Source organism: Leuconostoc lactis (assembly GCF_007954625.1).
GTDB classification, from domain to species: Bacteria; Bacillota; Bacilli; order Lactobacillales; family Lactobacillaceae; genus Leuconostoc; species Leuconostoc lactis_A.
Genome location: NZ_CP042420.1, coordinates 1254619 through 1280668 on the forward strand (window position 1 = coordinate 1254619; position 26050 = coordinate 1280668).

General features: G+C 44.7%; 23 protein-coding genes. 16 read left to right on the forward strand and 7 right to left on the reverse strand.

Annotated elements, in window-relative coordinates; genetic code table 11:
- The first annotated feature begins 29 nt into the window (after window positions 1-29).
- The 7 genes from FGL80_RS06245 to FGL80_RS06275 all read left to right on the forward strand — a co-directional run bounded on the left by FGL80_RS06245 (window position 30) and on the right by FGL80_RS06275 (window position 7400).
- Window positions 30-1040, forward strand: a complete 1011-nt coding sequence (locus tag FGL80_RS06245; protein WP_147001863.1) for a PhoH family protein — start codon at window positions 30-32, stop codon at window positions 1038-1040.
- Window positions 1021-1494 (forward strand): rRNA maturation RNase YbeY, encoded by a 474-nt coding sequence (gene ybeY / locus FGL80_RS06250; RefSeq protein ID WP_055307986.1) that lies wholly within the window; start codon window positions 1021-1023, stop codon window positions 1492-1494. Before FGL80_RS06245 ends, ybeY begins: the two co-directional genes overlap by 20 nt.
- Complete coding sequence (locus FGL80_RS06255) at window positions 1478-1951, forward strand: diacylglycerol kinase family protein (protein WP_055308121.1); 474 nt, start codon at window positions 1478-1480, stop codon at window positions 1949-1951. Before ybeY ends, FGL80_RS06255 begins: the two co-directional genes overlap by 17 nt.
- Before the next feature lie 113 nt (window positions 1952-2064).
- Window positions 2065-2976, forward strand: coding sequence for a GTPase Era (era, locus tag FGL80_RS06260; protein ID WP_055307985.1), 912 nt, complete (start codon window positions 2065-2067; stop codon window positions 2974-2976).
- Between the two features lie 44 nt (window positions 2977-3020).
- Entirely contained in the window at window positions 3021-3812 is a 792-nt protein-coding gene (gene recO, locus FGL80_RS06265; protein WP_055307984.1) for a DNA repair protein RecO, read from the forward strand.
- On the forward strand, window positions 3809-4777 hold the full coding sequence (locus tag FGL80_RS06270; protein WP_055307983.1) for an asparaginase: 969 nt from the start codon (window positions 3809-3811) through the stop codon (window positions 4775-4777). The genes recO and FGL80_RS06270 overlap by 4 nt, the downstream gene beginning before the upstream one ends.
- A 73-nt stretch (window positions 4778-4850) precedes the next feature.
- On the forward strand, window positions 4851-7400 hold the full coding sequence (locus FGL80_RS06275; RefSeq protein WP_055307982.1) for a M1 family metallopeptidase: 2550 nt from the start codon (window positions 4851-4853) through the stop codon (window positions 7398-7400).
- 45 nt (window positions 7401-7445) lie between these two features.
- Here the strand turns inward: FGL80_RS06275 and FGL80_RS06280 are convergent, their stop codons facing one another.
- The 3 genes from FGL80_RS06280 to FGL80_RS06290 are packed head-to-tail and all read right to left on the reverse strand — an operon-like array spanning window position 7446 to window position 10970.
- The gene (locus FGL80_RS06280; RefSeq protein WP_055307981.1) at window positions 7446-8804 is read right to left on the reverse strand and encodes an aspartate kinase; all 1359 of its coding nucleotides are present in this window, start codon (window positions 8802-8804) and stop codon (window positions 7446-7448) included.
- Window positions 8805-8808: 4 nt separating this feature from the next.
- On the reverse strand, window positions 8809-9687 hold the full coding sequence (gene thrB / locus FGL80_RS06285) for a homoserine kinase (RefSeq protein WP_055307980.1): 879 nt from the start codon (window positions 9685-9687) through the stop codon (window positions 8809-8811).
- A complete protein-coding gene (locus FGL80_RS06290) occupies window positions 9684-10970 on the reverse strand; it encodes a homoserine dehydrogenase (RefSeq protein ID WP_055307979.1) in 1287 nt (428 codons plus the stop codon). The genes thrB and FGL80_RS06290 overlap by 4 nt, the downstream gene beginning before the upstream one ends.
- Before the next feature lie 113 nt (window positions 10971-11083).
- On the opposite strand from FGL80_RS06290, the gene thrC reads away from it, so the two are divergent.
- The 3 genes from thrC to FGL80_RS06305 all read left to right on the forward strand — a co-directional run bounded on the left by thrC (window position 11084) and on the right by FGL80_RS06305 (window position 14470).
- Complete coding sequence (gene thrC, locus FGL80_RS06295) at window positions 11084-12547, forward strand: threonine synthase (protein WP_055307978.1); 1464 nt, start codon at window positions 11084-11086, stop codon at window positions 12545-12547.
- 112 nt (window positions 12548-12659) lie between these two features.
- Window positions 12660-13892 carry a serine hydroxymethyltransferase gene (glyA, locus tag FGL80_RS06300; protein ID WP_010001812.1) on the forward strand — a complete coding sequence of 411 codons (1233 nt, stop codon included), beginning with the start codon at window positions 12660-12662 and terminating at the stop codon, window positions 13890-13892.
- Window positions 13893-13936: 44 nt separating this feature from the next.
- The gene (locus FGL80_RS06305; RefSeq protein WP_055307977.1) at window positions 13937-14470 is read left to right on the forward strand and encodes a 5-formyltetrahydrofolate cyclo-ligase; all 534 of its coding nucleotides are present in this window, start codon (window positions 13937-13939) and stop codon (window positions 14468-14470) included.
- A gap of 55 nt (window positions 14471-14525) precedes the next feature.
- Here the strand turns inward: FGL80_RS06305 and FGL80_RS06310 are convergent, their stop codons facing one another.
- Entirely contained in the window at window positions 14526-14825 is a 300-nt protein-coding gene (locus tag FGL80_RS06310) for a hypothetical protein (protein WP_010001815.1), read from the reverse strand.
- Window positions 14825-15727 carry an N-acetylmuramoyl-L-alanine amidase family protein gene (locus FGL80_RS06315; RefSeq protein ID WP_055307976.1) on the reverse strand — a complete coding sequence of 301 codons (903 nt, stop codon included), beginning with the start codon at window positions 15725-15727 and terminating at the stop codon, window positions 14825-14827. Before FGL80_RS06315 ends, FGL80_RS06310 begins: the two co-directional genes overlap by 1 nt.
- Before the next feature lie 155 nt (window positions 15728-15882).
- On the opposite strand from FGL80_RS06315, the gene FGL80_RS06320 reads away from it, so the two are divergent.
- Window positions 15883-17130, forward strand: a complete 1248-nt coding sequence (locus FGL80_RS06320; protein WP_055307975.1) for an acetate/propionate family kinase — start codon at window positions 15883-15885, stop codon at window positions 17128-17130.
- A 97-nt stretch (window positions 17131-17227) separates the two neighbouring features.
- Here the strand turns inward: FGL80_RS06320 and FGL80_RS06325 are convergent, their stop codons facing one another.
- Window positions 17228-19468: a leucine-rich repeat domain-containing protein gene (locus FGL80_RS06325; RefSeq protein ID WP_055307974.1), complete on the reverse strand. Its 2241-nt coding sequence runs from the start codon at window positions 19466-19468 to the stop codon at window positions 17228-17230.
- Window positions 19469-19863: 395 nt separating this feature from the next.
- Between FGL80_RS06325 and FGL80_RS06330 the strand changes: the two genes are divergently transcribed.
- Genes FGL80_RS06330 through FGL80_RS06345 form a run of 4 tightly spaced genes read left to right on the forward strand, consistent with a single transcriptional unit; the run spans window position 19864 to window position 23038 of the window.
- The gene (locus FGL80_RS06330) at window positions 19864-20655 is read left to right on the forward strand and encodes an NEAT domain-containing protein (protein WP_147001864.1); all 792 of its coding nucleotides are present in this window, start codon (window positions 19864-19866) and stop codon (window positions 20653-20655) included.
- A 1-nt stretch (window position 20656) separates the two neighbouring features.
- Window positions 20657-21511 (forward strand): ABC transporter substrate-binding protein, encoded by an 855-nt coding sequence (locus tag FGL80_RS06335; protein WP_055307972.1) that lies wholly within the window; start codon window positions 20657-20659, stop codon window positions 21509-21511.
- Window positions 21508-22413 (forward strand): iron chelate uptake ABC transporter family permease subunit, encoded by a 906-nt coding sequence (locus FGL80_RS06340; protein WP_172792720.1) that lies wholly within the window; start codon window positions 21508-21510, stop codon window positions 22411-22413. The genes FGL80_RS06335 and FGL80_RS06340 overlap by 4 nt, the downstream gene beginning before the upstream one ends.
- Entirely contained in the window at window positions 22403-23038 is a 636-nt protein-coding gene (locus FGL80_RS06345) for an ABC transporter ATP-binding protein (protein ID WP_055307970.1), read from the forward strand. The genes FGL80_RS06340 and FGL80_RS06345 overlap by 11 nt, the downstream gene beginning before the upstream one ends.
- Before the next feature lie 36 nt (window positions 23039-23074).
- Here FGL80_RS06345 and FGL80_RS06350 read toward each other — a convergent pair whose 3' ends face one another.
- Window positions 23075-24013, reverse strand: a complete 939-nt coding sequence (locus FGL80_RS06350) for a dihydroorotate oxidase (protein WP_055307969.1) — start codon at window positions 24011-24013, stop codon at window positions 23075-23077.
- A 99-nt stretch (window positions 24014-24112) separates the two neighbouring features.
- Between FGL80_RS06350 and FGL80_RS06355 the strand changes: the two genes are divergently transcribed.
- The gene (locus tag FGL80_RS06355) at window positions 24113-25996 is read left to right on the forward strand and encodes an ABC-F family ATP-binding cassette domain-containing protein (protein ID WP_147001865.1); all 1884 of its coding nucleotides are present in this window, start codon (window positions 24113-24115) and stop codon (window positions 25994-25996) included.
- Window positions 25997-26050: the final 54 nt, after the last annotated feature.

Below are 26050 nucleotides of genomic sequence, written 5' to 3' on the forward strand. Positions count from 1 at the left end.
AAGAAACAATATAAAAGGGGATTTGCAATTTGTCAGCACAAATACAGCAAATTTTTAAATTCGAGAATGCTGAGCAGCAGACGAAATTAATTGGGGTAAATGATAGTCTAATCCGTCTCATCGAGGAAGGATTAGATGTCACGTTGCATGCACGCGGCGACCAGATGACGATTGCGGGTGAAGCCGATCAGGTGGCACTTGCGCAAGCTGTCTTACATGAACTAACGCAACTGATTAAACATCAAATTACCGTTTCACCAGCAGATGTCGTGAGTGCTGTCACGATGGCACAACGTGGCACACTTGAATATTTTGGTGATTTATATTCTGAAACATTGATTCGGGATAATAAAGGCCGTGCCGTTCGTGTAAAGAACTTTGGCCAACGGCAGTATATCCAAGCCATTCGTAAGCATGATGTGACTTTTGGGATTGGTCCGGCCGGTACGGGGAAGACGTATCTTGCTGTCGTTATGGCGATTTCTGCGCTGAAGCGTGGTGAAGTTGAGCGGATTATTATTACACGACCAGCTGTTGAAGCAGGTGAATCGTTAGGCTTTTTGCCAGGTGATTTGAAAGAGAAAGTTGATCCGTATTTACGGCCCATCTATGATGCGATGCATGCCATTATTGGGGCCGAACAGACGCAACGCTTGATGGATCGTGGTGTCATCGAAATTGCGCCACTGGCATACATGCGTGGGCGAACATTAGATGATGCCTTCATCATTTTGGATGAAGCACAAAATACAACCAATCAGCAGATGAAAATGTTTTTGACGCGTTTGGGCTTTGGCTCCAAAATGATCGTCAATGGTGATATCTCACAAATCGATTTACCACGTGGGGCTAAGTCTGGTTTGATTACGGCACAAAAGATTTTGCAATCAGTGAACCGTATTGCCTTTATTAACTTTAGTAGCGCTGATGTGGTGCGACATCCAGTCGTCGGCTTGATTGTTAATGCCTATGAGGCAGCAGAAGCCGCACAACACACGAATGAAAAGGAGCCATCCTCACATGGATTTAGCGATCATTGATCAAACACAGGCTGGCATCAGTCAGTATCACCACGACCTTGTGACGTCGGTGATCAATTTTGCTGGACAAGCATTGGCTTTACCAGATAATACAGAAATGTCGATTACGTTCGTCAACAACGAGGATATTCAACGCTATAACCGTGAATATCGTGGCGTGGACAAACCAACTGATGTGATTAGTTTTGCAATCGAAGAGGGCGATGATGTGTTTGAACAATTCGCTGAGATTGATGAAATTGCTAAAAACATTGGTGATATCATTGTCTCTGTGGATGTCATCGCCACGCAAGCAGAATATCTAGGCCACAGCTATGAACGTGAGCTCGGATTCTTGGTTGTGCATGGCTTTTTGCATCTAAATGGTTATGACCATATGTTAGGTGATGCAGAAGAAAAGGAAATGTTTGATTTGCAGCGGAAGATTTTGGATGATTATGGCCTCAAGAGATAATAAACAGACAAAATTAATCGGTGAACCAGCATCAGAAAAGCGGCAAACAACGCGTAATCGCAATTTTTTGCGCGCAATGCGCAACTCACTTAATGGTATTTGGTTAATCTTGGTACGCGAACGCAACATGCGTATCCATATTTTGTTGGCTTTTCTGATTTTAGTCGCTGGTTTACATTATGGCTTGTATCGATCAGACTGGCTTTGGGTTACAATGGCCGTGTTTATTGTTATTTTCAGTGAATTTTTGAACACGATTATTGAAGCCGTTGTGGACTTAGTTGTGGAGAGAAAATATCATCCGTTGGCGAAACTCGCCAAGGATGTCGCTGCGGGGGCGGTATTAGTGGCCGTCGGCGTTGAAATTATTATTTTATTGCTGATTTTTCAGCCCTATGTTTGGCGTCAATTCGGCATTGTGACTAATTTTTCTGATTTGCTACATAATTTTAAATAAGGTAACATTAATATGTGGTATCGATAAGGTACCAGTTGTGCTTTGATTGCCAATGGTAATCGGGCTATCAATATCAATAGGGGAGAAAGTCGACCTAGGCGTCGCAAAATATTATGACAGAAACACCATTTAAATCAGGATTTGTGGCCATTATTGGCCGACCAAATGTTGGTAAGTCAACATTGCTTAATCGCATCGTTGGTGAAAAGATCGCCATCATGTCAGATAAAGCACAAACAACACGGAATAAAATCCAAGGTATTTATACCACTGATAACGCACAAGTGGTCTTCATTGACACACCTGGTGTGCATAAGCCACAAAATTCATTGGGCGACTTCATGGTGAAGTCAGCCTTCTCAGCGTTGCATGAAGCGGATGCCATCTGGTTCGTGGTTGATGCCTCAATGCCACGTGGTCGCGGTGATGATTTTATTATTAGCCGACTCAAAGAAGTAAAAGACACACCAATCTATCTGTTGATTAATAAGGTTGATTTGGTCACGTCAGATGAGCTCCTTGATGTGATTCAGAGTTATCAAGAAGACGCCCCAACCTGGGCTGAAGTTTTCCCAATTTCTGCAACTGAAGGGGACAATGTGCCAGAATTATTGGGTAACATTGTTGAAAGTCTTGAAGAAGGCCCACAATACTTCGATTCTGACCAATTGACAGATCATCCGGAACGTTTCGTCATTGGCGAATTGATTCGTGAAAAAGTCTTACAATTGACACGTCAGGAGATTCCACATTCAGTGGCTGTTGTGATTGATAAGATCGCACGTGAAAGTGAAGATAAAATTCATATTCAAGCGTCAATTATTGTCGAACGCCCAACGCAAAAGAATATTATTATTGGTAAGCAAGGGGCGATGATTAAAGAAATCGGCACGCGCGCCCGTAAAGATATTGAACGTTTGATGGGCGACAAAGTTTTCTTGGAAACATGGGTTAAGGTTGAACCACGCTGGCGCGACCGACCACAAGCTTTGCAAACACTAGGTTACCGTAAAGAAGATTATTAAGCTTGACGATGACCTGCCAGTTAATGTAGTTGGTAATGTGATAAATGGCAGTAATTAATGGCATTGTGCTATATACCAGACAATATAAAGACCATGATTTATTAGTTCGTATGCTCACCGAAAACGATGGGTTGCGAACTTTTTTGGCACGTGGTGCTAAAAAGCCAAAGTCGGCGTTGAGTGCAGCCGTGCAGCCGTTCACGATTTTATCGTTTGAAGGGGCATTGCCAAAGCGCCACACCGGACTTGGCTACATCAACGATGCGCAGCAAGCTAACTTGTATCCACGATTGATTGATGACGTTGAAGCCAATGCTTATGCGGCTTTAATTGCCAGTCTGATTGATCAGAGTTTTGAAGAGGGTGAACCGCTGACGCGTTGGTATCATCAGTTTGAACTGGCTTTACAGAAATTAGAAGCGGGCCTTGATCCGCAAGTGATTGCCAATATCTTTGAAATTCAGTTGCTCGTGCCACTTGGGGTCGCGCCTAATTGGCGCGCAGATCCAATCAGTGGCCAAGTGACCGGGCGTTTTGATTATTCGGAAAAATATAATGGCATTTTAGCTGAAGAACATTATGATTTAGACGAACATCGATTGATGTTAGATCAGAAAACCATTTTTTATTTGCGGCAATTTAGTGTCATTGATTTGCGGCAAATCAATCAAATCAATTTGTCGCCCGTTACAAAACGCGGGCTTCAGCGGGTGATTGATCATATTTATGATAAGCAAGTGGGATTAAAACCGCGTGCTAAAACGTTTATCGAGCAAATGCATGCTTGGCAAAATACATTGGTTAATTTCAGAAAGAATAAGGAAGGTGCATCATGACCGTTAAAAAAATATTAGTCCTCCATACTGGTGGGACCATTTCAATGCACGAAGGCGAAAATGGTGGTGTTGAAACAGGCGTTGAAAATCCCTTAACGGGCGTTAAATTGACCTTACCAGATGTTGAACTGACGGTTGAAAATATTTTCAATTTGCCCAGTGAGCATATTGGTCCCGTGCATATGTTGCAATTACAACAGCGCATTTTAGCGGCAAAGCAAGCCTTTGATGGGGTTGTGATTACACATGGGACAGATACGTTAGAAGAAACATCATTCTTTTTGGATAGTACGTTAGCGGTTGATTTTCCGATCGTGATGACTGGGGCAATGCGCTCGTCTAATGAACTTGGGTCAGATGGGTTATATAACTACCATTCTGCATTGCGGGTTGCGGCACATGATGCTTCACGACACCGTGGTGTATTGGTTGTGATGAACGATGAAATTCATGCCGCGCGTTTTGTGACTAAAACGCATACGACCAATGTGGCCACATTCGGCTCACCAATTAGTGGCACGATGGGGCTATTGACGAAACATCAAATTATTTATTTTTATGATTTGCCACAACGCCATGTGTTACCAATCAACAGCGTTAAGCAAAATATTCCGGTACTAAAGGCGTATGCCGGCATGGACGGTCAACTATTAGAATTGTTAGCGGCCGCTAAAATTGATGGGATCATTATTGAAGCCTTGGGAGCCGGGAATTTATCAAAAGAAGCGGCTAATGGGGTGCTTTATCTCTTATCACGCAACATCCCAGTGGTGATTGTGTCACGGAGTTTCAATGGTGTGGCTGAACCAGTCTACGACTATTTGGGTGGTGGTGTCCAACTTGAAAAAGCTGGAGCCATCTTTGCCACAAGTATTAACGGTCAAAAAGCACGTCTCAAGCTGTTGATTGGCTTAGATAATCACTTGGATGATGTGGCTTTGAAAAACTATTTGCACCAATTTTAATACTGAAATACGGGTGAGCTGATGCGAACGCCATTACTTGACCACCAAGACTGGTGACCCAAAAGGAGATCTGATGACGAAACCATTGCAACATTTTCTGACAACATTCATACCGGAACATTATGATGTTTATCTGGATATTGATCGACAAAAACAGCACATTAGCGGCCAAACCACCATTTTTGGTCAGGCATTAACGAATCAAATTTTGTTACATCAACGTGGTCTCAAAATCAAAACGGTTACCGTCAATGATCAAGCGATGGCTTTTAACACCCAAGATGAGCAGGAGGCGTTAATCATTCCTAACGTCCCTTTGGGTGATATTCAAATTGTTGTCACTTATGAGACAGTCTTAACCGCGACGTTGATGGGGATCTATCCGGCAGATTATGAGGTCAATGGTGTTAAAAAACAAATTGTGTTAACACAGTTTGAATCCAGTGGTGCACGTGAGGCCTTTCCAGGGATTGATGAACCAGCGGCTAAAGCGACTTTTGATCTGGCGATCAAGTATGACGAGCAACCGCATGAAACCATTTTGGCGAATATGCCAGAAACGCATGTTACCGACGGGGTACACTATTTTGCCACGACCAAACGAATGTCGACCTATCTGGTAGCCTTTGCTTTCGGGGCGTTAATTAGTCAAACAACGACTACGGCGTCTGGAGTAAAAATTCAAGTTTTTGCTTCGGATGCTTATACACCTTCGGCGCTCCGTTTTGCGCTGGATATTGCCAAGCGCAGTATTGAATTTTATGAAGATTACTTTGATACCACTTATCCATTGCCAGAATCCAAGCAACTTGCCGTGCCAGATTTGTCATTTGGTGCCATGGAAAACTGGGGCTTGGTCACATATCGTGAATCAGCGCTGATTTTAGACCCTGACAATGCGTCTTTGGCGCAGAAACATCGGGTTGCGACCATCATTGCGCACGAATTGGCGCATCAATGGTTTGGTGATTTAGTCACGATGACATGGTGGGATGATTTGTGGTTAAATGAAAGTTTTGCCAATATGATGGAATATGTTGCTGTTGATGCTTTAATGCCAGAATGGCACATTTGGGAATCATTCCAAATGAATGACGTCTCATTAGCTTTAAATCGTGATGCAATTGACGGCGTACAACCGGTGCATGTGGCCATTAACCATCCCGATGAAGTGAACACTTTATTTGATAGTGCGATTGTGTATGCTAAAGGGGCGCGGATGTTAGTGATGACACGGGCCATGATTGGTGAAACAGCATTCCGAGCGGGTCTGAAGCAGTACTTTGATCAATACCAATATGGCAATGCGACTGGTGACGATTTATGGCGTGCTTTGTCGCAAGCGTCTGAAAAAGATGTGTCGGGTGTGATGGCGACTTATTTGTCACAACCAGGCTATCCTATGATCATAGTGTCTATCAATGACGATGGGCAACTTGTGGTCAAGCAAAGTCAGTTTTTCATCGGTCAGCATACGACAACAGGGCAATTATGGCAGGTGCCATTGACCAATAATTTTTCAGAGGACACCCTGATGTTGACGACGCCTGAAATGGTTGTGGGCGACTATGCCACATTGCGTGTGCAAGCTGGGGGACCGTTGCAGTTTAATTTGCACAATCAAGTACATGCAGTGATGCACTATGATGACCGATTATTGGCTGATTTAATGGCGCATCGTGACCAGCTGGATGCGGTGACACAATTACAACTGTTGACGGATCTCAGATTACTTGCTAAAGCGCAAGTGATATCGTATGCGCAATTGGTGCCAATGCTTGGAATATTGGCACAAAGTGATACTATTTTAGTGCAACAAGCTGTACATCAAATCATTGCGGACTTAAAGCGTCTGGTAGCAGATGATCCTGCAAGCACAGCGCAGCTCAAGCAGTTTGTCGGAGAGTTGGTTCAATCGCATTTACAACGCTTGGGTTGGGATGAGAAACCAACAGACTCAAATGATGATGTCAGAGTGCGGCCGTTAATATTGGATGCCGCCTTATACGCACAGTTGCCGGAAGCTATGGCGATGGCGACGCAACAATTCACCCAATATCGCGACAATCTCACGCAAATGCCAGCTTATATGCGGCGTGCGGTGTTGACATATCAGTTAACGACCCAGCCAACGGGTGCGTTGTTTGAACAGCTATTTACAGCTTATCAACAAACAACGGATACTGGGTTTAAAAATGATTTAATGGCTGTTTTGCCAGCAAGTACAGACGCTACCGCGCTTAAAAAGCTGATTGCGAGCTTGAATCAACCAGCCATTATCAAGCCGCAAGATTTTGCCATTTGGTATGGTGGCCTCTTGCATAATCCGTTGGCACAACAACAGGTATGGGATTGGGTGCGCCAACATTGGTCATGGCTGGACCATAAATTGAATGGTAGTATGAACTATACCAATTTGGTAAGAGTCCCAGCTAACTATTTCCAAACGGCGCAACGGCTCACGGAGTTTAACGCCTTCTTCATGCCAAAATTACAGCAACTTAATTTGACCCGAGAAATCAAAATGGGACAGCTTGTCATTGCGAACCAAATGGCGTTGGTTGATAACCAACGTGCACCGTTAAGCCAAGCATTAACGACTTATCTTGCGGATAAGGTTTAAGATACCTAACCACAAAAAAATCACTCACATTGTGAGTGATTTTTTTTAGGCTGTGAAAATATTATGATAAATGGCTTTAACTGCTTGATCGGCTAAATCAGGTTGAATACCTAACATAATTGAGATTTCACTGGCGCCTTGGTTCACCATCTGCAAGCTAATGCCTTGATCTTTAAGCGGTGCCACGATTTCAGTTAACGCACCAATACGGTTACGCATCCCTTCGCCCACAATCATAATAATGCCATAACTTGGTAACCATTTGAGCGTGTCCGGCTTAATTTCGGCGGCAATGTCAGCCAACATATGATCAATTTGGGCTTGAGAAAGGAGGGTTTTATCAAAAATAATGGTTAAATCATCAATTCCTGAAGGCATGTGTTCATATGAAATGTTGTGCCGCTTTAAAATTTCCAGAATACGTAGTGTGAAACCAACTTCTTTGTTGAGCAAATAACGGTGGAGGTAGAGGGCGGCAAAACGATTAGAATTCGCAATACCAGTTACCGGTGTTGTTTGCTGCACTTCAGTTGGTGGCACAATAAAAGTGCCAGGCGCGTCAGGGTCGTTGGTATTTTTAATGTTAATACGAATGCCACCCTGAATGGCTGGAATAATGGCTTCATCATGAAAAACAGCAAATCCCGCATAAGATAATTCACGCATTTCGTCATAAGTCATTTGTTTGATGGCTGCAGGTTGGTCAATGATGTTGGGATTAACGGCATAAATCGCGCTGACATCCGTAAAGTTTTCATACAAATCAGCACTCAAACCACGTGCCATAATGGCACCAGTGATGTCAGAACCACCTCGTGAAAATGTTGCCATATCACCATTTTCCGTGTAACCAAAAAAGCCTGGCACAATCAAACGTTCACTGGTGGTCAAATCAAGTTTCGCAATGGTATCGTAAGATTTTGGATTAAAAGTGGCTGAGCGTGCCTGATCATCAACGCGGAGGCCAATTTCCTTAGGGTCAACAAAGCGGGCTGGTAAGCCAAGGTGGGTGAAGACTTTGGCGACTAGTTGTGCGTTGAGAAATTCACCGTGGGCGGCGAAAGCGGCGTAAAGATAATCAAATGAGCGGTAGTGTTTTTGGGCAAGATGATCAATTTGTTCATCAATGTCTGCTAATTCATAAGCAGGGAGATCAAAATAATCGCCGATGGCGTGATAACGCGCTTTGATAGTTTGCACAATCTCTGTTGTGTCGGTGTCAGCAATTGTCCCCTCGGCATAAGCAAGGAGTAAATCAGTTACCTTGGTATCGTCTTTAAAACGCTTACCTGGAGCAGAAACGACCACAACTTTACGGGCGTTATCGGCTTGAATAATATCAAAAACACGTTGTAATTGGCGACCGTCAGCGAGTGATGAGCCGCCAAATTTAGAAACTTTCATGGGTTTAATCTTCCTTTTGAATAGTGAGGCCAGTGGTATCCAACTGCAATTGTTGGCAAGTACCAGCTAAACCGGCAGCTTTCAGTGCTGTTAGTAATTTTTGTGCGGCTTGGGCAGGTGCTACGGTGATGACTGTTGGGCCTGCGCCGGACAAGTAAGTGCCCACAATTCCGAGATCATGGGCAATCGTTCGAATTTGTGCCAAATGCGGGACCAAATGCTGACGTGCAGATTCGTGGAATTTATCGGCTTCAATCAACTGCTTAGCCGTCTCAAAATCATTGGCATTGAGAGCCGCAATCAAGGTATTACCAATCGCACCAGCTGCCACACTGGTTTTAAAATCCAATTGGGCGGGCAACGCAGCCCGCGCTGCGGCCGTCAATAATTGCGTGTCAGGAATATAGGTGACCAATTGCAAATCCTCAGGGAAATGAATCGGGGCATGATAAACTTGTTGACCGTCAAAGTAGGCAGCGACCCCGCCGCCAAATAATGCTGGCGCGACATTATCTGGATGTCCCTCTAGTTTCGTCGCATACGTTAAGATATCATCAGCTGTTAACTGTAAGTTAGCCAATTCATTGGCCATCGCCAAACCAGCCAGTAAGGCCGATGAAGATGAGCCCAGGCCACGTGCTAATGGAATGTCTGATTTGACCACCAAACGATGGGGTGTCAGATCTGGGGCTAATTGGCGAGCAGTTGCCACAATGAAGTGCGTGGCATCATGGGGAATGGCAGCACCCATTGTGTGTTCTACCACCCATTTAGCGGTTTCTTCGTGAATTTCTAAGGTTAAATAGGTTTGTAAGGCAATCCCTAGTGAGTCAAAACCAGGGCCAATATTTGCGCTAGTAGCTGGTACTTTAATTGTAATCATGAGAATAACTTATACTCCGCAGCGAGATTGATACCATCGGCATTGCGAATGGTCGTTCGAATGAGGTTGATTTGAGCATCACTAGCAGGGTGGGTTAAGGCGACTAAGCGCGCGGTACCGTTAGCAGCAGGGGTTTGTTTGAGATCTGTAAAGCTAATTTTAGCCGCAGCAAACATGCCGGTTACTGAATACATCGCACCTGGTGTATCATCCACTTCAATCACAATGAACCGGCGTGCAATACGCTGTGATGGCTTGGCCAAATCAATGTTTTGGTTAAAGGAGTTAAAGGGACGACCAGGCGTGTTTAAGGCGAGGTCGGTTGCCACATTGGTTAAGTCACTTAACACCGAATTAGCGGTTGGCATTTCCCCGGCACCTGGACCATAAAGCATGACTTCGCCAACAGACTCGCCATTGACTAAGACTGCGTTATTTTCATTGTTGACAGTGGCTAGCGGATGGGTGAAAGGGACTAATTGTGGCGACACTTCGATACTAATGGCATCTTTTGTTTCCCCGACGCGTTGCGCAACCCCTAGTAATTTAAGGGCATAGCCAAAACTATTGGCATCCGCAATATCAGCATCAGTTATACCCGTAATGCCCTGAATGGTTAAATCAGACATCACGGGTTGGACACCGAACGCAAAATTAGCCAAAATGATGAGTTTGTAGGCGGCATCAAAACCATCGACGTCATTGGTTGGATCAGATTCCGCAAAACCTTTTTCCTGGGCTAACTTCAAAGCTGCGTGATAAGATAATTGATTGGTTGCCATCTGCGTTAAGATGAAGTTACTGGTGCCATTAATAATACCGGCAACACGCGAAATTTCATCCGCCGTAAAACTCGTTGACAGGGTACGGAGGATTGGAATACCGCCGGCAACTGCCGCTTCAAAAAACAAATCAACGCCATTTGCTTCCGCAATGGCGACGAGTTCTTGACCGCGACTGGCAATCAAGTCTTTGTTGGCTGTAACCACATGCTTTTTTGCAGTCAGGGCTTGTTTGATAATCGTGTAGGCTTGATCAATTGAACCCATGACCTCCACGACAATTTGAATTGCTGGATTTGCCAAAATGTCATTGGGGTCATCGGTGATTGGAAAATTCTGGTGAAAACCAGTCCGTTGCTTTGCTAAATTACGCACGACAGCTTGCTTCACGACAAGGCGAGCACCGGTACGTTTTGTAATTTGTTCGGCATTTTCTTGGAGGATTTTCACCACGCCACTGCCGACTGTGCCTAAGCCAAAGAGGCCAATTCCAATTTCCATAAAATCATCCTTTGTTTCGTTCATTATTATGACAATTCTATCATTTTTCTTCAAGAATTAGAAGTTATTTGTTATAATCAAACTAAATTACTCAATATTAAAGGAAATCATGTATGCTTAATTATGTTTCAACACGTGGTGAAGCACCAAAGGTGACCGCCAGCCAAGCCATTTTAAATGGTATTGCGCCAGATGGTGGACTCTATGTCCCTGAAGTGTGGCCAACATTGACACTGGATTGGGAAAAATTAAAAAACCAGACGTATCAAGAAATTGCGACACAAGTTTTTGATGGTTTTTTTGATGATTTTAGTGTGGCTGAAATCGATCATATTATTGCGAAAGCTTATGGAAACCAGTGGGCGCAGCGCGACGTTGTCACGTATCACCAAGAAGACCAACTGACGTATATGGAGCTGTTTCATGGCCCAACACTGGCCTTTAAAGATGTGGCCTTGCAAGCCTTGCCACATTTGATGACCACTGCTGCTAAAAAGCACCAGATTACGGATACGATGGTTATTTTAACGGCTACGTCTGGTGACACGGGAACGGCAGCGATGCGCGGCTTTGGTGATGTCCCACAAACAGAGATTGTCGTCTTTTACCCTGAAGTGGGTGTGAGTGAGATGCAGCGACAACAAATGCAAACGGAAGCTGCCAAAAATGCCCATGTGATTGCCATTACGGGTAATTTTGATGATGCCCAAAAAGCGGTAAAATCGTTGCTATCTGAAAAAGAGTTAGTGGCTGATTTAGCTGCCCATCATCAACGTTTTTCATCGGCTAACTCGATTAATATTGGGCGTTTGGTGCCACAAATTGTTTATTATATTCATGCCTATGCGCAATTGGTTAAACAAGGGCAAGTGCAAGCAGGTGAGCCGGTCTCAATTGTTGTCCCAACCGGTAATTTCGGGAATGTTTTGGCCGCTTATTATGCTAGTCAAATTGGGTTACCTGTGCGACAATTTGTCGTCGCGTCAAATGAAAATCATGTGCTAACTGACTTTTTCCAGACGGGTCGTTATGATCGACAACGCGCATTCAAGGTCACCAACGCCCCAGCAATGGACATTTTGGTGTCAAGTAATTTAGAACGTTTGTTGTATTTTGCCAGCGGCCGGAATACAGCTGAAGTGAAACGTTATATGCAAGACCTCGCTGATAAGGGAGTATATGAGGTCACGCCTGAAACACGTCGTCAACTCAGTCAATTTACGGCTGGCTTTGCCACGCAAGAACAGGTAACAAAAACAATTCAAGACGTATTTGATCAGACGCAGTACACCATTGATCCACATACGGCTGTTGGCCGTTTTGTCTTGTCAGAACAAGCGATTAGTGGCCCAACTTTGCTAGCAGCGACGGCGAGTCCGTATAAGTTTGCGGATACAGTGTTGACGGCATTAGGTACGCAAGCTGAAACAGGTTATCAAGGTTTGGCCCAATTAGCCCAACTCACGCAAACAACCATTCCAACAGCAGTCGACACCTTGTTTGCACAACCAATTTTGCACCGTCAGGTGATTACACCCGCGCAAATTGAAAAGACGTTCCGCCAAGAATTGTTATAAAACGAACATTTTGATGAAATATGATAAATAATTCGTTATTATACGGATAATTAGAAAGAAAAAAATGGTTCAATACGTTATAATTAAGTCATTAACGTATTAGGAGAACATCATGTCATTTAAAGAACGTGACCCTGAAGTGTGGAGCGCCATTCAACAAGAAGGTGCCCGCCAAAACCGCACGATTGAATTGATTGCATCGGAAAACTTTGCCTCAAAAGGTGTCCGAGCAGCACAAGGTTCTGTATTAACGAATAAGTATGCTGAGGGTTATCCCTATAAGCGTTACTACGGTGGTACAGAGTATGTCGATGTGATTGAACAACTTGCGATTGATCGTTTGAAGGCGCTCTTTGGCGCTGAATATGCCAATGTGCAACCCCATTCTGGTTCACAAGCAAATGCTGCGGCTTACATGGCGTTCTTAAAGCCTGGTGACCGTATTCTGGGGATGGATTTGGATGCCGGTGGGCATTTGACACATGGTGCGAAAGTATCATTCTCCGGTAAAATGTACGAATCATTTACTTATGGTTTGGACCCTGAAACGGAACAATTAGATTATGAAGCCATTGCGCAACAAGCACGTGAAGTACAACCACAAATGATTGTTGCTGGGGCTTCGGCTTATTCACGTATTATTGACTTTGACAAGTTCCGTGCGATTGCGGATGAAGTTGGTGCGTACTTGATGGTTGATATGGCGCATATTGCTGGCCTTGTGGCTGCTGGTTTGCATCCAAATCCAGTGGGCATTGCAGATGTTGTCACGTCAACAACACACAAGACGTTGCGTGGCCCACGTGGTGGTGTCATTTTGTCACAAGAAAAGTATGCTAAGCAATTGAACTCAGCAATCTTCCCTGGTTCACAAGGTGGGCCATTGGAACACGTGATTGCAGGAAAGGCGATTGCCTTTGGGGAAGCGTTGCAACCTGAATTCAAGACATATGCCGCACAAATTATCAAGAACGCTCAAGCCATGGCAGAAGTATTCTCAGAAACTGAAGATATTCGCGTAGTGGCTGGTGGTACAGATAACCATTTGTTTAACTTAGACCTGACTAAGACTGGCTTGAATGGTAAGCAAACGCAAGAATTATTGGATTCTGTGTCAATCACAACCAATAAAGAAGCCTTGCCAAATGAAACACTCAGCCCATTTGTCACTTCTGGTATTCGTATTGGTACACCAGCCATCACAACGCGTGGTTTCAAGGAAGATGATGCCCGTCGCGTGGCTGAATTAATTGTGACAGCCATTCACAATTATGACGATCCAAAGGTGCTAAAAGAAGTGAAAAGAGAAGCCGAAATTTTGGCCATGGCACACTTATTTGAATAATGGCAAGTCGGTCTAGGCCGACTTTTTTTATTGGGGGCAATAACATGCATACAAAACGCGATTTGCGACAACTACAAAAGCAGAAACTACAAGCTTATCAAGGACCGGACCGTTTAGCCGAAGAGGCTGCGTTACAGGCTAAACTATTTGATACAGCGCAATGGGCTGCAGCGAAAACCATTGCAGTGGTACTCAGTACACCAATGGAACTCAACACACAGCCAATTATTGCCCAAGCATGGGCTGCTGGGAAACAAGTTGTGGTGCCAAAGATTGTGGCGAAGCAGATGCATTTTGTTGCGATTACGCCGCAAACGACATTTGCTGCCGGGGCGTTAAATATTCAAGAGCCACAGCACAGTACGCCGTATCCACCAGAGAACATTGATCTTGTGATTGTTCCTGGCTTAGCTTATACGAAGCAAGGGGGACGGTTAGGTTTTGGCGCTGGTTATTATGATCGGTTTTTGTCGACTTATACAGGCCAAACCATTGCTTTGGCCTTAACGCCACAACTACTTGAGACGTTGCCATTAGAATCACATGATCAAGTCATCGACCAAGTACTGACAAGTTAATTTAAACAAACAAAAAGCCACGCTGAGATAGGTTAGCGTGGCTTTTTGTGTTGATTTAGTCAACGAGGGGCAAAATATTAACGATCGAAATACGATCACTCTCGTCGTTTTTTAACCGTTCAATAATTTCATGATAACGGCGTTCTGATAACGGTTCTTTGGTATCAAAGGTCAAAATTTTGTTATCAATATGATTGCTTGTACTTGGATACTGTTCAATCCGGTAAATAATTAATAATTTCCGGTAAGCAAAGGGTTGCACAATCATCCCATCTAAATGTTCTTCGACTTGTTCTGTCGTTTGGTTCGCAATATTTGCGCTTAATGCTTGTTTTGTTTTCTTAAAAAATGCCATTATTTCTTTCCTGCTTCATTGTTAAAGTATGCTGTCAGTCCCTTGGTAATCGCATTGGCAATTTGTTCTTGATAACGCGTTGACCGAATGCGCTTAAAATCCGAAGGGTTATTGATATAACCTAATTCAAGTAATGTTGCTGGTTGCGTCGCGCGATTGAGGACAACATATTTGGCGGTGTCCATCTCACGATCAGTCATTGGTAAGCTATTTAAAGCGTTATGCAGTGCTGAGGTCAGTGCCTGACCATTGTCGTGATAATAATATTGGGTAATGCCTGTGGCAGCTGTTGCACTGTTTTCATCTCCAGCGTGATCAAAGTGAAAGGAGATTTGTGCATCAGCATGATACTTGGTCGCGAGTTTTGGGATGTCTAATAAGGGCACTAGCACATCTGAATCACGTGTCATCAAGACACGTGCGCCCGTTGGGGCCAACGCATCACGTACTTGACGTGCCGTGCGTAAGGTGTACGTCTTTTCGTGATACTTCCCATCGGCTGATGATGAACCATTGTCACCAGACAAACCATTATAGCGTTTTTCCGGATCACCACCGTGACCGGGATCTAAAACAATCGTTGCCTCACTCAGTGGTGTTGCGTGACGTAAGGTGCGTGATTTGGCAACCCAACTTGCAACCCAACCAACTTTTTCATTATCGGCGCGACGTACTTGATACCAACCGCGATCATCTTTTAGGATAATCAAATCAGTGCCACGTTTTAAAGTGGCCAGTGATCGGTATTGTACGCCCGGGCCAGAACGTAATTGCACGTTATCTGGACCGGTCGAGATTTTGTCTTTATTGGTGAGCGAGTAAACTAATCCAAAAGTTGTCATTAAGACGAAGACGCTAATACTCACGCCGATGAGATTGCTTAATAACCATTTTTTTATCATGTTTTACCTACTCAAGCGATTGTTATTTATGTATAAATATTGTAACATATTTCGCGCTATATCAACGTGCCCTTTACCCGGAAAAAATGTTACAATTGAATTATGACATAGCAGGAACTGTTATGAATACATTTAAAGGTTAAAAGGTAAACACGATGTCAAAAGTAATGGCGGTTAACGCTGGTAGCTCATCACTTAAATTCCAATTGTTGGAAATGCCTGAGGAAAAGGTATTGATGCAAGGTATTATTGAACGTATTGGTTCAGATAATGCTGAAATTTCAATCAAGTACGGTAATAATATCGAACCAAAGCGTTTGATCGGTGCCGAAGAAGGGCATATCACATTAACTAAAAACGGCGGCAAGAAGTTTGAACATGAAATGGCCATTAAGGATCATGAACAAGCAATTGACGTGCTATTGCAAAAGATGACAGATCTCGGCATCGTGAAGGACTTTAACGAAATCACAGGTGTCGGTCACCGTGTCGTTGCCGGTGGTGAATGGTTCAACCATTCTGTTGTTGTGACTGACGAAGTGCTTGCTAAGATTGATCGTTTGGGTGATTATGCACCATTGCACAACCCAGCCAACGCCATGGGCATCCGTGCCTTCCAAAAGTTGTTGCCAGATGCTTTGTCAGTAGCGGTATTTGACACATCATTCCACCAAACAATGCCAGAAAAGAACTATCTTTACAGCATTCCTTACGAATATTATGCCCGCTACGGTGCGCGTAAGTATGGTGCTCACGGGACATCACACCGTTACGTGACAGAACGTGCGGCTGAAAAGCTTGGTATTCCATTGGATCAATTCAACGCAATTTCATTCCACTTGGGTGCTGGTGCATCAGTTACAGCGATTAAGAACGGTAAGTCATACGACACATCAATGGGCTTCACACCATTGGCTGGTTTGACAATGGCGACACGTTCAGGTGATGTTGACCCATCATTGATTTACTATATTCAAGAACGTGAAGGTTTGACAAACGAAGAAATGTTGTCAATCTTGAACAAGAAGTCAGGTTTGTTGGGTATTTCAACAATTTCAAACGACATGCGTGATTTGGAAGAAGTCCAAGAAACACACCCACACGCTAAGTTGGCACTTGATATGTTCTATGACCGTGTCATTCGTTACGCTGGCCAATACTTTGCGGAACTTGGTCGTGTTGATGCCGTAATCTTTACTGCTGGTATTGGTGAAAACGATGCCGTGACACGTGCGAAGATCCTTGAAGCCTTGTCATTTGCCGGGGTGAAGTTAGATGCCGAAGCGAACAATGTCCGTGGTAAGGAAACTGTTTTGACAACGCCTGATTCATCAGTAACTGGTTTGTTGATTCCAACAAACGAAGAATTGATGATTGCCCGCGACGTTGAATCATTGCGTTAATACAAATTAAACGCGACACAAGCATTGTGTGGCGTTTTTTGTTGGCCAAAAAAAGCCGCTGTTTTTTTTAAATCAAAACAGCGGCTTTTTTAATGGCTTATTTTCGCAAGACACGGAAGCCATAAAGCCCAAGGACACTAAGTAGTGAAACCGTGAAAATGGCAATTTGAGCACCGTAGTGTTGGGTTATTTTTTTCGGTGCGGGGTTGGAGTGTGCCGTTGCAGCTTTTTGAGGCGTAGTTGCATGAGACACAGGCGCTTTTTTAGTGGGTGTCGTCGGCGCTGGGGTCGACTTGGGTGCTGTTGGCACAGTTGCAGCCGCTATTGGGGACATCGGCTGTTTCGCAGTGGTTACGGGTTGTGCCGATGTTTTTTTGGTAGACTGGGGCTGTGACAATACTGGTAATGATTGCCGTAATGCGCTTGATTGGCTGTTAGCCAATCGTGGTGTGGCTGCCTGATCGAACCCATAATCAGGTTTTAGTTGCAGATCAGGTGTTGTCTGCGGGATCTCAAAGATTGGCGCAGGTGAGGCCGGCGCAGCATTGGGATCTTGTGACAATTTGAAATAGACTTGATAAGCATGATGATAATCAAAGCCAGGCAGATCAATGGCCACTTGCATATCTTCCAAAATAGCGGGTTGGGCTAATTCGGCTGCCGAAAGTGGTAACGTATAGGTGAGAATATAGGCACTCCCGACTAGGTCAGCAGAAACTTGAGTGGCTTGCGTAAAGGCAATACTGTCTTTACCGTAGTTAGCGGGGACATTCGCGGTGAAAGTTAAGCTGCCCGAGCCATCCGCATGTCGGGTTAACGTCGCTGTCGGTAAAATGTAATTGCTTGCTACGGAGGTTAACTTCTGATTGTCGCCCTTCATGACGGACAATGTCACCGGTTCTGGCGCAACATCGGGTGTTGGGGTGGGGGTGACGACAGTCTGCACCAATTTAATTGGTTGGATGAGGGACCCGCTAAATCGACTACTGAGTTTGTTAGCGCCAGCTGCATTGTCCCATGAGAAGCTGGTTTGCCCATCGCCAGTCAGACCTGAATAGTTAATTTGGTCAAGGTTGACCGTGGCATTCAGCCCGCTTTGGTACGTTAGTGGAATCACGGTACCATCAATGGCTTTAGCCGAGAGGTGCGTGTTAAATTGGGCGGTATCACTTGGGATAGTCAACGTTGGCATGGTGACAAATTGGAATTTAGCGTTGAGGTAGGTCAACTTTTTGAGCATTTTTAGTGGACTCAAATCTCGTACTTGGTTACGTAAAATGGTTAAATTCCCGAGTTGGGTGAGATTTGCCAAGGGCGATAAATCCGTGACCTGGTTGTTGGATAAAGACAAATTCGCCAACTGGGTCAGACCAGCTAGCGGTGATAAATCACTAACCGCATCTTTACTGAAATCAAGATCGGTTAATTGTTTTAAACCGGCCAACGGTGATAAATCAGAAATGGTTCCGTTGAAATCAATCGCCAAATCTTGTAGATTTGTCATGTTCGCCACGAGTTTCAAATCTTGGTCAGTCATGCCTAATTGTGAGAGATTCAGTTTTTTGAGTTGGGTTAAACGTTGTAACACACCAATGTTTGTTTGTGGGTTATTCCCAGTTGTGAGGCTGGTGAGGTGGCTGAGATTCGCAACAGGGCGCCAATCTGCGATTTGGTTACTGCCAAGGCTTAATGTCGTCAGCAACGGAAAGTTTGCGAGTCCGGTCACATCTGTGAGTTTGTTTCCGGATAAATCAAGCGCAGTGAGGGGAGCGGTTGGCGCCAGTGGCGGTAGCGTGGTGAGTTTGCTGTTGACTAACTTGAGCGATTGTAGTTGTTTCAGTTGTGATAAACCGGCCAGTTGTTGTGGCGCCGTGCCATAAGCATCCCCAACGAGGTTTAACTGTTGGATGGGCGCTTGCCCTAATTTTGCTAAATCGGGCAGTTGATCAGCTTTATTTAGACGTAAGCTCAGGTCGGTTAATTGTGTTAAGTGCTGCAGTGGTGATAGATCACTGATGGCATTGCCGGTCAAATCTAATTGTTGCAGATTTTTGGCGAATTCTAGCCCTTTTAAATTGGTAATATCACTATACGTTAAATTAACTGTTGTCAATTTAGCCAAATTGGCCTGTGTCAGTGGGACATCTGGTCCGAGGAGCTGTTGCAAATTGGTTTGCAAATTTTTATCGGGCAACCAAGTTGCTAAATCTGTTTCAGGTTGTGCGAGGGTTGGCGCACTACCTGTAACGTCAGCTGCAGCGATTCTCTGGGGTGACGTTGCAACGACTGTTGCAAGTGCGGCAGTTGCCAAGAAAACCGTCACGTGTTTTCGACTCATGAGCTATTATCCTATCTTTCCTATTCTACTGTCAAAGAGACTAAGGCATTATTGTATCGCATTGCTTCTCATTTCACAATTTTATGCAAAGCGTGATGGTGCCTGGGTTAAAAGCGCATGAAAAATAGCCGAAAATCCCCAGCTATCAAGGCATTTCACGCTTATCAAAGGGTATATAATGAAGTATTTGACCGGTTTTATGGTAAATACGTCAATCGTAATAAAACGCGCGTATTGTTACGGTGCCAATGGGTCACACGTCTTATCATTTGATAAATTTATCACATTATAAAACTTTTTGACTTGTCAAAACGATATAATGGGTCTATTGCCTTTTTAGGGGTTGCCGTGATAAAGGCGGCAACAGTGAGAAATAACGTTTGGTGGAGGTTGGTGTGTTTAAAAAAATTGTTTTTGGGTGTCTAGTTGGCGCCATTGTTGGGACTGCTGACATGACCCGTGTGCAGGCTCAAGCGATACCTTATCAGGTCTTGAAGTACGGAACGCATGACGTGTCGTATGCCAGTGCTTATTTTGTGACGCCGGGTGACTTAGTGCCAGCTGGCGACCAGTATCGGGCGCAACTTGTCATTGCAACACAGCACGAGTTAGGTCGGTTTCCAGTGACTATTTTGACGATTAATCAACAAAAACCAACGGTCACTCAGAGCACACAAGGTAATACCGACTATTATACATTTAGCTTTCTGGTCAAAAATCCCAATACGCTGTTAAGTGGCACGATGAAAGTTGACGTTGCGAGTTTAAATTATCACCATACTTATGATTTTAATTTGCAGTTTGATGCCAAAAATTTGCCAGCGGTAACACAATCAGCAACTACTACCACTGGGCAGGCGCAACAATCAGTACCAGCGTCAGCTGCTAGTCAAGCCGATAACCAATCCAGCACATCGGCCACCGCAGCGTCGCAGCAAGTGGTGCCGTCAGCTAACAGTAGCAGTAATGTCCAACCAGCAGCCGATCAACCAACGCCGGCGGCTGCGTCGTCGTCAACCCAACTGGCAACCTCGCAGGCTGCCAGTGTTACCAAAGCGGCAACACCAACGCCACAACGTCATCAACAAGCGCCGCTATGGCCGGCAGCCTTAGCAGGGGTCTTGTTGGGCGGGCTTGGTGTCGTTGGGCATATCGTTTGGACCAAAAAACGACAGAAAGTGAGTTAACATGGCTAAAAAACAGGTGTTGGTTAGTGGTGTGATTTTGATAATGCTCCTAATCGGTGGTGCTGGCTATGCGGTGACACAACGGCAAGCGCACCCAGCAAAACGACCGGTTGCGACAACGATGGCACAAGTGGCGATTTTTGATCGGTTGGGGGTACCGCTAGCCGCTGTGCCAACCAGTCAAGAACCGCTACCACCGCGTTATGCGCAGTTGCCAAAAGTCGGCAACCATGTGAGTGTCAATTTTGAACAAATTCTCCGTGTTCACCCCAGCGTGGTGTATGTTGATGCGGCTTTAACGGCGGATTATGCCACCAAACTAAAGGCCAGTCAGATTAAAATGACGGCACTTGATTTCACAACTTATCAGCAGTTGACGCGCAATATTTTGCAACTTGGCATGACTTATCATCAAGTTGCGTCAGCCCAGAAGTTATTGAGAACGCTTAAGTTGCCACCAAAAACGCTCAAAAAACCAGTGAAGGTTTTAATTTTGGTGGGGATGCCTGGCGGTGGCTTCTTGGTGGCAAATGCGCACAGTTATCTCGGTGATTTGGTTAAACGTGCCGGCGGTGAAGTCGTTGGCGGTGATGTGAATCAGTCTTTGACCACACCAAATCCACAAGCGATTGCCCAAGAAAATCCCGCTGTTGTGATACGACTGGCTCATGCGATGCCAACCCAGGTCAAGCAGAGTTTTGATCAAATATTTCAGCAAGCGCCTTATGCGCATTTAAAGGCGACGCAATCAGGTCAAATTCATGATGTCTCGGCCCCTGATTTTGGGATGACGGCAAACTTACAAGTCGTGACGGCCTATCGCGATATTCAACAATGGCTGGCGGTGGCGCAATGAGACGATGGGGGATGCTGATCTTGTATTTGGGTATTGTGTTAGTGGTGGTGATAACATTGGGCTTTCCGTTAGGAAATCAATGGCCGAGTTGGGATATTTTTTGGCAATTGCGCTTGCCCCGCGTTCTGTTCGCTTTAATAGGTGGAGCAATGCTAGCAGTTAGTGCCTTGATTTTCCAAACAACTTTACGACATCACTATATTGATGCCAGTATGCTGGGCTTGGCGAGTGGCAGTGAGTTAGGCCTAGCGTTATTGACGGTAATCTGGGCGCCCGCGCTGACCTATCGCGTGGCCATTGGGGCCATGCTGGCGATGGGGTGGTTAGTTGTATTGCGCCGCAGTGTCTTAAAAATGGGCCGCCAACCTCTATTGTTGCCACTGGGTGGACTCGCGTTGGCGTTGTTTTTCAATGCTGGCACCAGTTTACTGACTAACCAACAAGGTTTGCTGGGGAAGTCACTGGCCAACGTGACCGTGACCGACACTTGGTTGTTAACCGTGATTGGTTTGATGGGGCTAATCTTCATACAATTGCGACCGGCACAATTAGCATTATTTGCTTTGTCGCAGGGCCATATTGCACGCTTGGGCTATCCTGAATCGCGATTAAGTTGGCCCTGGCAGCTTGTCGCAGCAGGTTATATTGGTGCGGTGAGTGCTGTATTAGGGACAATTTTTTTTGTGGGGCTAATCGTAGCGCAATTAGTGCGTTTTTGGTTTGGTGGCAGTGCGCAACAACGCTTGTTACCAACTGCGTTGTTCGGTACATTGGTCTTGAGTTTGAGTGATATGCTGGCCCATAGTAGCCGCTATCCGATTGAATTACCAACGGGGGCAATGCTGATGTTACTAACAGCCCCATTTTTTATGGTTTTATGGTGGCGACAATATGAAAATTAACGACTTAACCTTGCCACGTGATCTATTGCACGAACAGACGGTATGCTGGCCTGATCAAGGCATAACCGTGATGCTTGGTCAAAATGGGGTTGGGAAATCAACGTTACTAGCTGAATTAGCCCGTCGATTACCGGAAGCGGCTTATTTACCGCAAAAAAATGACATTTACGACGATATTTCGGTACAAGCGGTGCTAGCACTTGGCCAGCAACGTGCGACCCAACCTACACGTCTTGATGTGGTTGCGGCGTTTGATCTCGCACCTTTACTGAAAACTGCCATGCGGACACTGTCTGGCGGTCAACAACAGCGCGTTTGGTTAGCATTTATGCTGGTCCAACAGGCACCAATTTTACTTCTAGACGAACCACTGGCAGCTTTAGATTTACGCTATCAAAAACGGTTGACGCAGTTACTTGTGACAACACAGACAAGCGTGATCATGATTGTGCATGATTTGAACTATGCGCAACGGGTGGCAGATTGGGTCTGGATAATGCATGAACAGACTGTTATTGCCGGTACGCCAACGGAGATGTTGAATGATGCGCTATTATCCGCTGTTTTCCAGACGACGATTCAACATCAGGTCACGGTGGACGGACAGCGTTATTTTGATAGTTAAGCACTAAAAAAAGCAATCCATGCGGATTGCTTTTTATTAAGCGATTGTTTTGAGTTGACCGCGGACTTGATCCAGTGAAGTGAAGCCTTTCTCTGCTAAAATAGCGGCTAATTCTGTTTCAAGTCGTTCAAAGACACCAATACCTTCAACTGCCAATTGTGAGCCGACTTCAACCAAATCGGCCCCACATAACACATGGTCGTAAACATCACGGCCAGTTGTGACACCACCAGTACCAATAATTTTGATATCGTTACGCAAGCGATCACGCAAAGCCCGAACATTAGCTAAGGCCGTGGCTTTCACAATTGTGCCACCCAAACCACCAAAGCCGGCTTTTGGCTTAATCACAACAGTATCAGTTTCAGGATCAATGACCAAACCATTACCAATTGAGTTAATCGTGTTGACAAACGCGAGTGGGAACTTGTTTAAGATAGCGGCAATCATGTCAAAATGTACAATATCAAAATATGGGGGTAATTTAACGCCCAAAGGCTTAGTGAAGAAGGCAAATGCTTCGGTTAAAATAGCTTCGGTTGCTTCAAAGTCGTAAGCTGTTTGGGGCTTGCCTGGGACATTTGGGCATGAGAGATTCAATTCAATCAAGCCGTTAAAATCTGAAGCTTCCAGTTGACGCAGCATGTCTAAATTATCTTGCTTGGAAAGACCAGCAATTGAGAAGAAAATAGGTTTATCGGTTTGCTTTTGCGAGACGTAATCCATGTAGTAGTCAAACCCAGCATTGGGCAAGCCCATTGAATTAATCGTGCCAAGATTTTGTGCCATTTCGTAGTAACGTGGCGTGGGGTTACCTTCACGCAAGGCTGGTGTTGCCGACTTTGTCACCACAGCACCAGTGTAATTGGAAGCCAGAACTGTATCAAGTTCTGCTTTTGTCTGGCACATCACCCCAGCTGCATTCAGCAAAATGTGGTCAAAATTAAAATTTTGAATGGCGGCAGTTAATTGCATGTTTCGTCTCCTCAAATTCGTCAAGTTCGCAAAATGTTAGTCCAAGTATATCAAAAAAATAAGCCGATAAAAAGGTCAAAGGTTGGGTATAATAGAAGTATGAAACAATTTAGAGTAGAAAACTTAAAAAGTACTTACGGCGAAAAAGTGTTATTTAACGATATCTCTTTTTTAATCACAGAAGGTGATCGGATTGGCTTAATTGGTGTCAATGGGTCGGGGAAAACCTCGCTTTTGAATGCCATTGCTGGCGTCAATCCAGCTGATGCCGGCCAAATCATCACACAAAATGACTACACCATTGGGTATTTGACACAGAATCCGAACTTGGATCCAGATGCCCGCGTGATGGATGCAATTTTGTCTGGTGATCAACCAATTTTTCAAACGATTCGGCAATACGAATATGCGTTGCAACATTTTGGTGAACATCCGACTGATGAGAAGGCGGCTCAACAATTTGAGGCGGCCCAAAATGCGATGGATCGTGATGACGCTTGGACGACTGAAGCGCATATTAAGTCGATTTTGACGCAATTGCACATGCCAGATTTACACCGAAAAGTGAGCGAACTTTCCGGTGGTCAGCGCAAGCGTGTGGGGTTGGCACAAGTGTTAATTGAAGCCCCAGACTTGTTGATTCTGGATGAGCCGACCAACCATCTTGACTTTGATTCAATTGCTTGGTTGGAAAAGTTTTTGGCCAATTATAAAGGTGCTGTCTTGGTTGTGACCCATGATCGGTATTTCTTAGATGCTGTGGCATCGCGTATTTTCGAATTATCATTTGGTGATTTATACGAATATAAAGGGAATTATCAGGATTATATGGCAGGCAAGTCTGAGCGGATTGCCCAGTCAAGAATTGCCGAACACAAGCAACAACAGCTCTATAAGCAAGAATTGGCTTGGATGCGTAAATCAGCACGAGCACGCACAACGAAGCAAACAGCCCGTGAAAATGCCTTTGCTGAATTAGAATCACAAATGGGGACGTTGAAGGTAGATGACGATGTTGCCGTGAATCTAGGACAACAACGACTGGGGAAAAAAGTCATCGTCATTGAGCATGCCAAGTTACAGTTTGGTAACAAACAAATTCTGGATGATTTTAATTTGCGTGTTGCTGCGGGTGATCGAATCGGAATTACCGGTGAAAACGGCGCAGGAAAAACCACCTTTTTGAATGCCATTGCCGGACAAGTACCATTAACAAGCGGTGTAATCGAGTTGGGCGAGACCGTTAAGATGGCGTATTATACACAAGTAACGGAAACGATTCCTGAGGATAAGCGGGTGATTGCCTATCTATCTGATGTGGCCAGTTCGGTCACGGATAAAAATGGCAATCAAGTTAGTGTGTCAGAACTGCTGGAACAATTCCTATTTCCACCGTTTATGCATGGCACATTGATTCGCAAATTGTCAGGTGGGGAAAAACGCCGTCTGTATCTCTTGAAACTATTGCTCCAACAACCCAATGTGTTGTTACTCGACGAACCAACAAATGATTTAGATATTAGTACATTGACGGTTTTGGAAGATTTCCTGAATGATTTTGCGGGTGCCGTGATTACGGTATCACACGATCGGTATTTCCTTGATAAAGTGGCGAACCAACTGTATATGTTTCAAGGTGATGGCGTGGTGACGCGGTATGATGGTTTGTTTAGTCAATACTTGGCCCAACAAGCCGCAGAAAAGACGGCCCAAGCTGCGAAAGTGGTCCAACCAAAGCCAACAACACCAGCTGCGCCAGCTAAAAAGAAACTCACTTATCACGAAAAGAAGGAATGGGAAACGATTGAAGACGATATTACCGAATTGGAAACGCGTCTCCAAGCTATTCCTGATGAAATGGCTAAATTTGGCACGGATTATGTGAAATTAGGCGAATTACAAAAAGAACAAGATCAACTCGAAGCCACATTGGAAGAAAAAATGTTGCGCTGGGAATATTTGAGTGAGATTGTCACAGGCTAAAAACGATCTGGCAACAGGTCGTTTTTTTGAGCATGAGTGACCGAAAACGTATGA

Bases quoted from the DNA above. Each gene is read 5' to 3' on its own strand.
- ybeY (WP_055307986.1), top strand. From the start codon at position 1,021: ATGGATTTAGCGATCATTGATCAAACACAGGCTGGCATCAGTCAGTAT.
- FGL80_RS06255 (WP_055308121.1), top strand. From the start codon at position 1,478: ATGGCCTCAAGAGATAATAAACAGACAAAATTAATCGGTGAACCAGCA.
- era (WP_055307985.1), top strand. From the start codon at position 2,065: ATGACAGAAACACCATTTAAATCAGGATTTGTGGCCATTATTGGCCGA.
- recO (WP_055307984.1), top strand. From the start codon at position 3,021: ATGGCAGTAATTAATGGCATTGTGCTATATACCAGACAATATAAAGAC.
- FGL80_RS06270 (WP_055307983.1), top strand. From the start codon at position 3,809: ATGACCGTTAAAAAAATATTAGTCCTCCATACTGGTGGGACCATTTCA.
- FGL80_RS06275 (WP_055307982.1), top strand. From the start codon at position 4,851: ATGACGAAACCATTGCAACATTTTCTGACAACATTCATACCGGAACAT.
- FGL80_RS06280 (WP_055307981.1), bottom strand. From the start codon at position 8,804: ATGAAAGTTTCTAAATTTGGCGGCTCATCACTCGCTGACGGTCGCCAA.
- thrB (WP_055307980.1), bottom strand. From the start codon at position 9,687: ATGATTACAATTAAAGTACCAGCTACTAGCGCAAATATTGGCCCTGGT.
- FGL80_RS06290 (WP_055307979.1), bottom strand. From the start codon at position 10,970: ATGGAAATTGGAATTGGCCTCTTTGGCTTAGGCACAGTCGGCAGTGGC.
- thrC (WP_055307978.1), top strand. From the start codon at position 11,084: ATGCTTAATTATGTTTCAACACGTGGTGAAGCACCAAAGGTGACCGCC.
- glyA (WP_010001812.1), top strand. From the start codon at position 12,660: ATGTCATTTAAAGAACGTGACCCTGAAGTGTGGAGCGCCATTCAACAA.
- FGL80_RS06305 (WP_055307977.1), top strand. From the start codon at position 13,937: ATGCATACAAAACGCGATTTGCGACAACTACAAAAGCAGAAACTACAA.
- FGL80_RS06310 (WP_010001815.1), bottom strand. From the start codon at position 14,825: ATGGCATTTTTTAAGAAAACAAAACAAGCATTAAGCGCAAATATTGCG.
- FGL80_RS06315 (WP_055307976.1), bottom strand. From the start codon at position 15,727: ATGATAAAAAAATGGTTATTAAGCAATCTCATCGGCGTGAGTATTAGC.
- FGL80_RS06320 (WP_055307975.1), top strand. From the start codon at position 15,883: ATGTCAAAAGTAATGGCGGTTAACGCTGGTAGCTCATCACTTAAATTC.
- FGL80_RS06325 (WP_055307974.1), bottom strand. From the start codon at position 19,468: ATGAGTCGAAAACACGTGACGGTTTTCTTGGCAACTGCCGCACTTGCA.
- FGL80_RS06335 (WP_055307972.1), top strand. From the start codon at position 20,657: ATGGCTAAAAAACAGGTGTTGGTTAGTGGTGTGATTTTGATAATGCTC.
- FGL80_RS06340 (WP_172792720.1), top strand. From the start codon at position 21,508: ATGAGACGATGGGGGATGCTGATCTTGTATTTGGGTATTGTGTTAGTG.
- FGL80_RS06345 (WP_055307970.1), top strand. From the start codon at position 22,403: ATGAAAATTAACGACTTAACCTTGCCACGTGATCTATTGCACGAACAG.
- FGL80_RS06350 (WP_055307969.1), bottom strand. From the start codon at position 24,013: ATGCAATTAACTGCCGCCATTCAAAATTTTAATTTTGACCACATTTTG.
- FGL80_RS06355 (WP_147001865.1), top strand. From the start codon at position 24,113: ATGAAACAATTTAGAGTAGAAAACTTAAAAAGTACTTACGGCGAAAAA.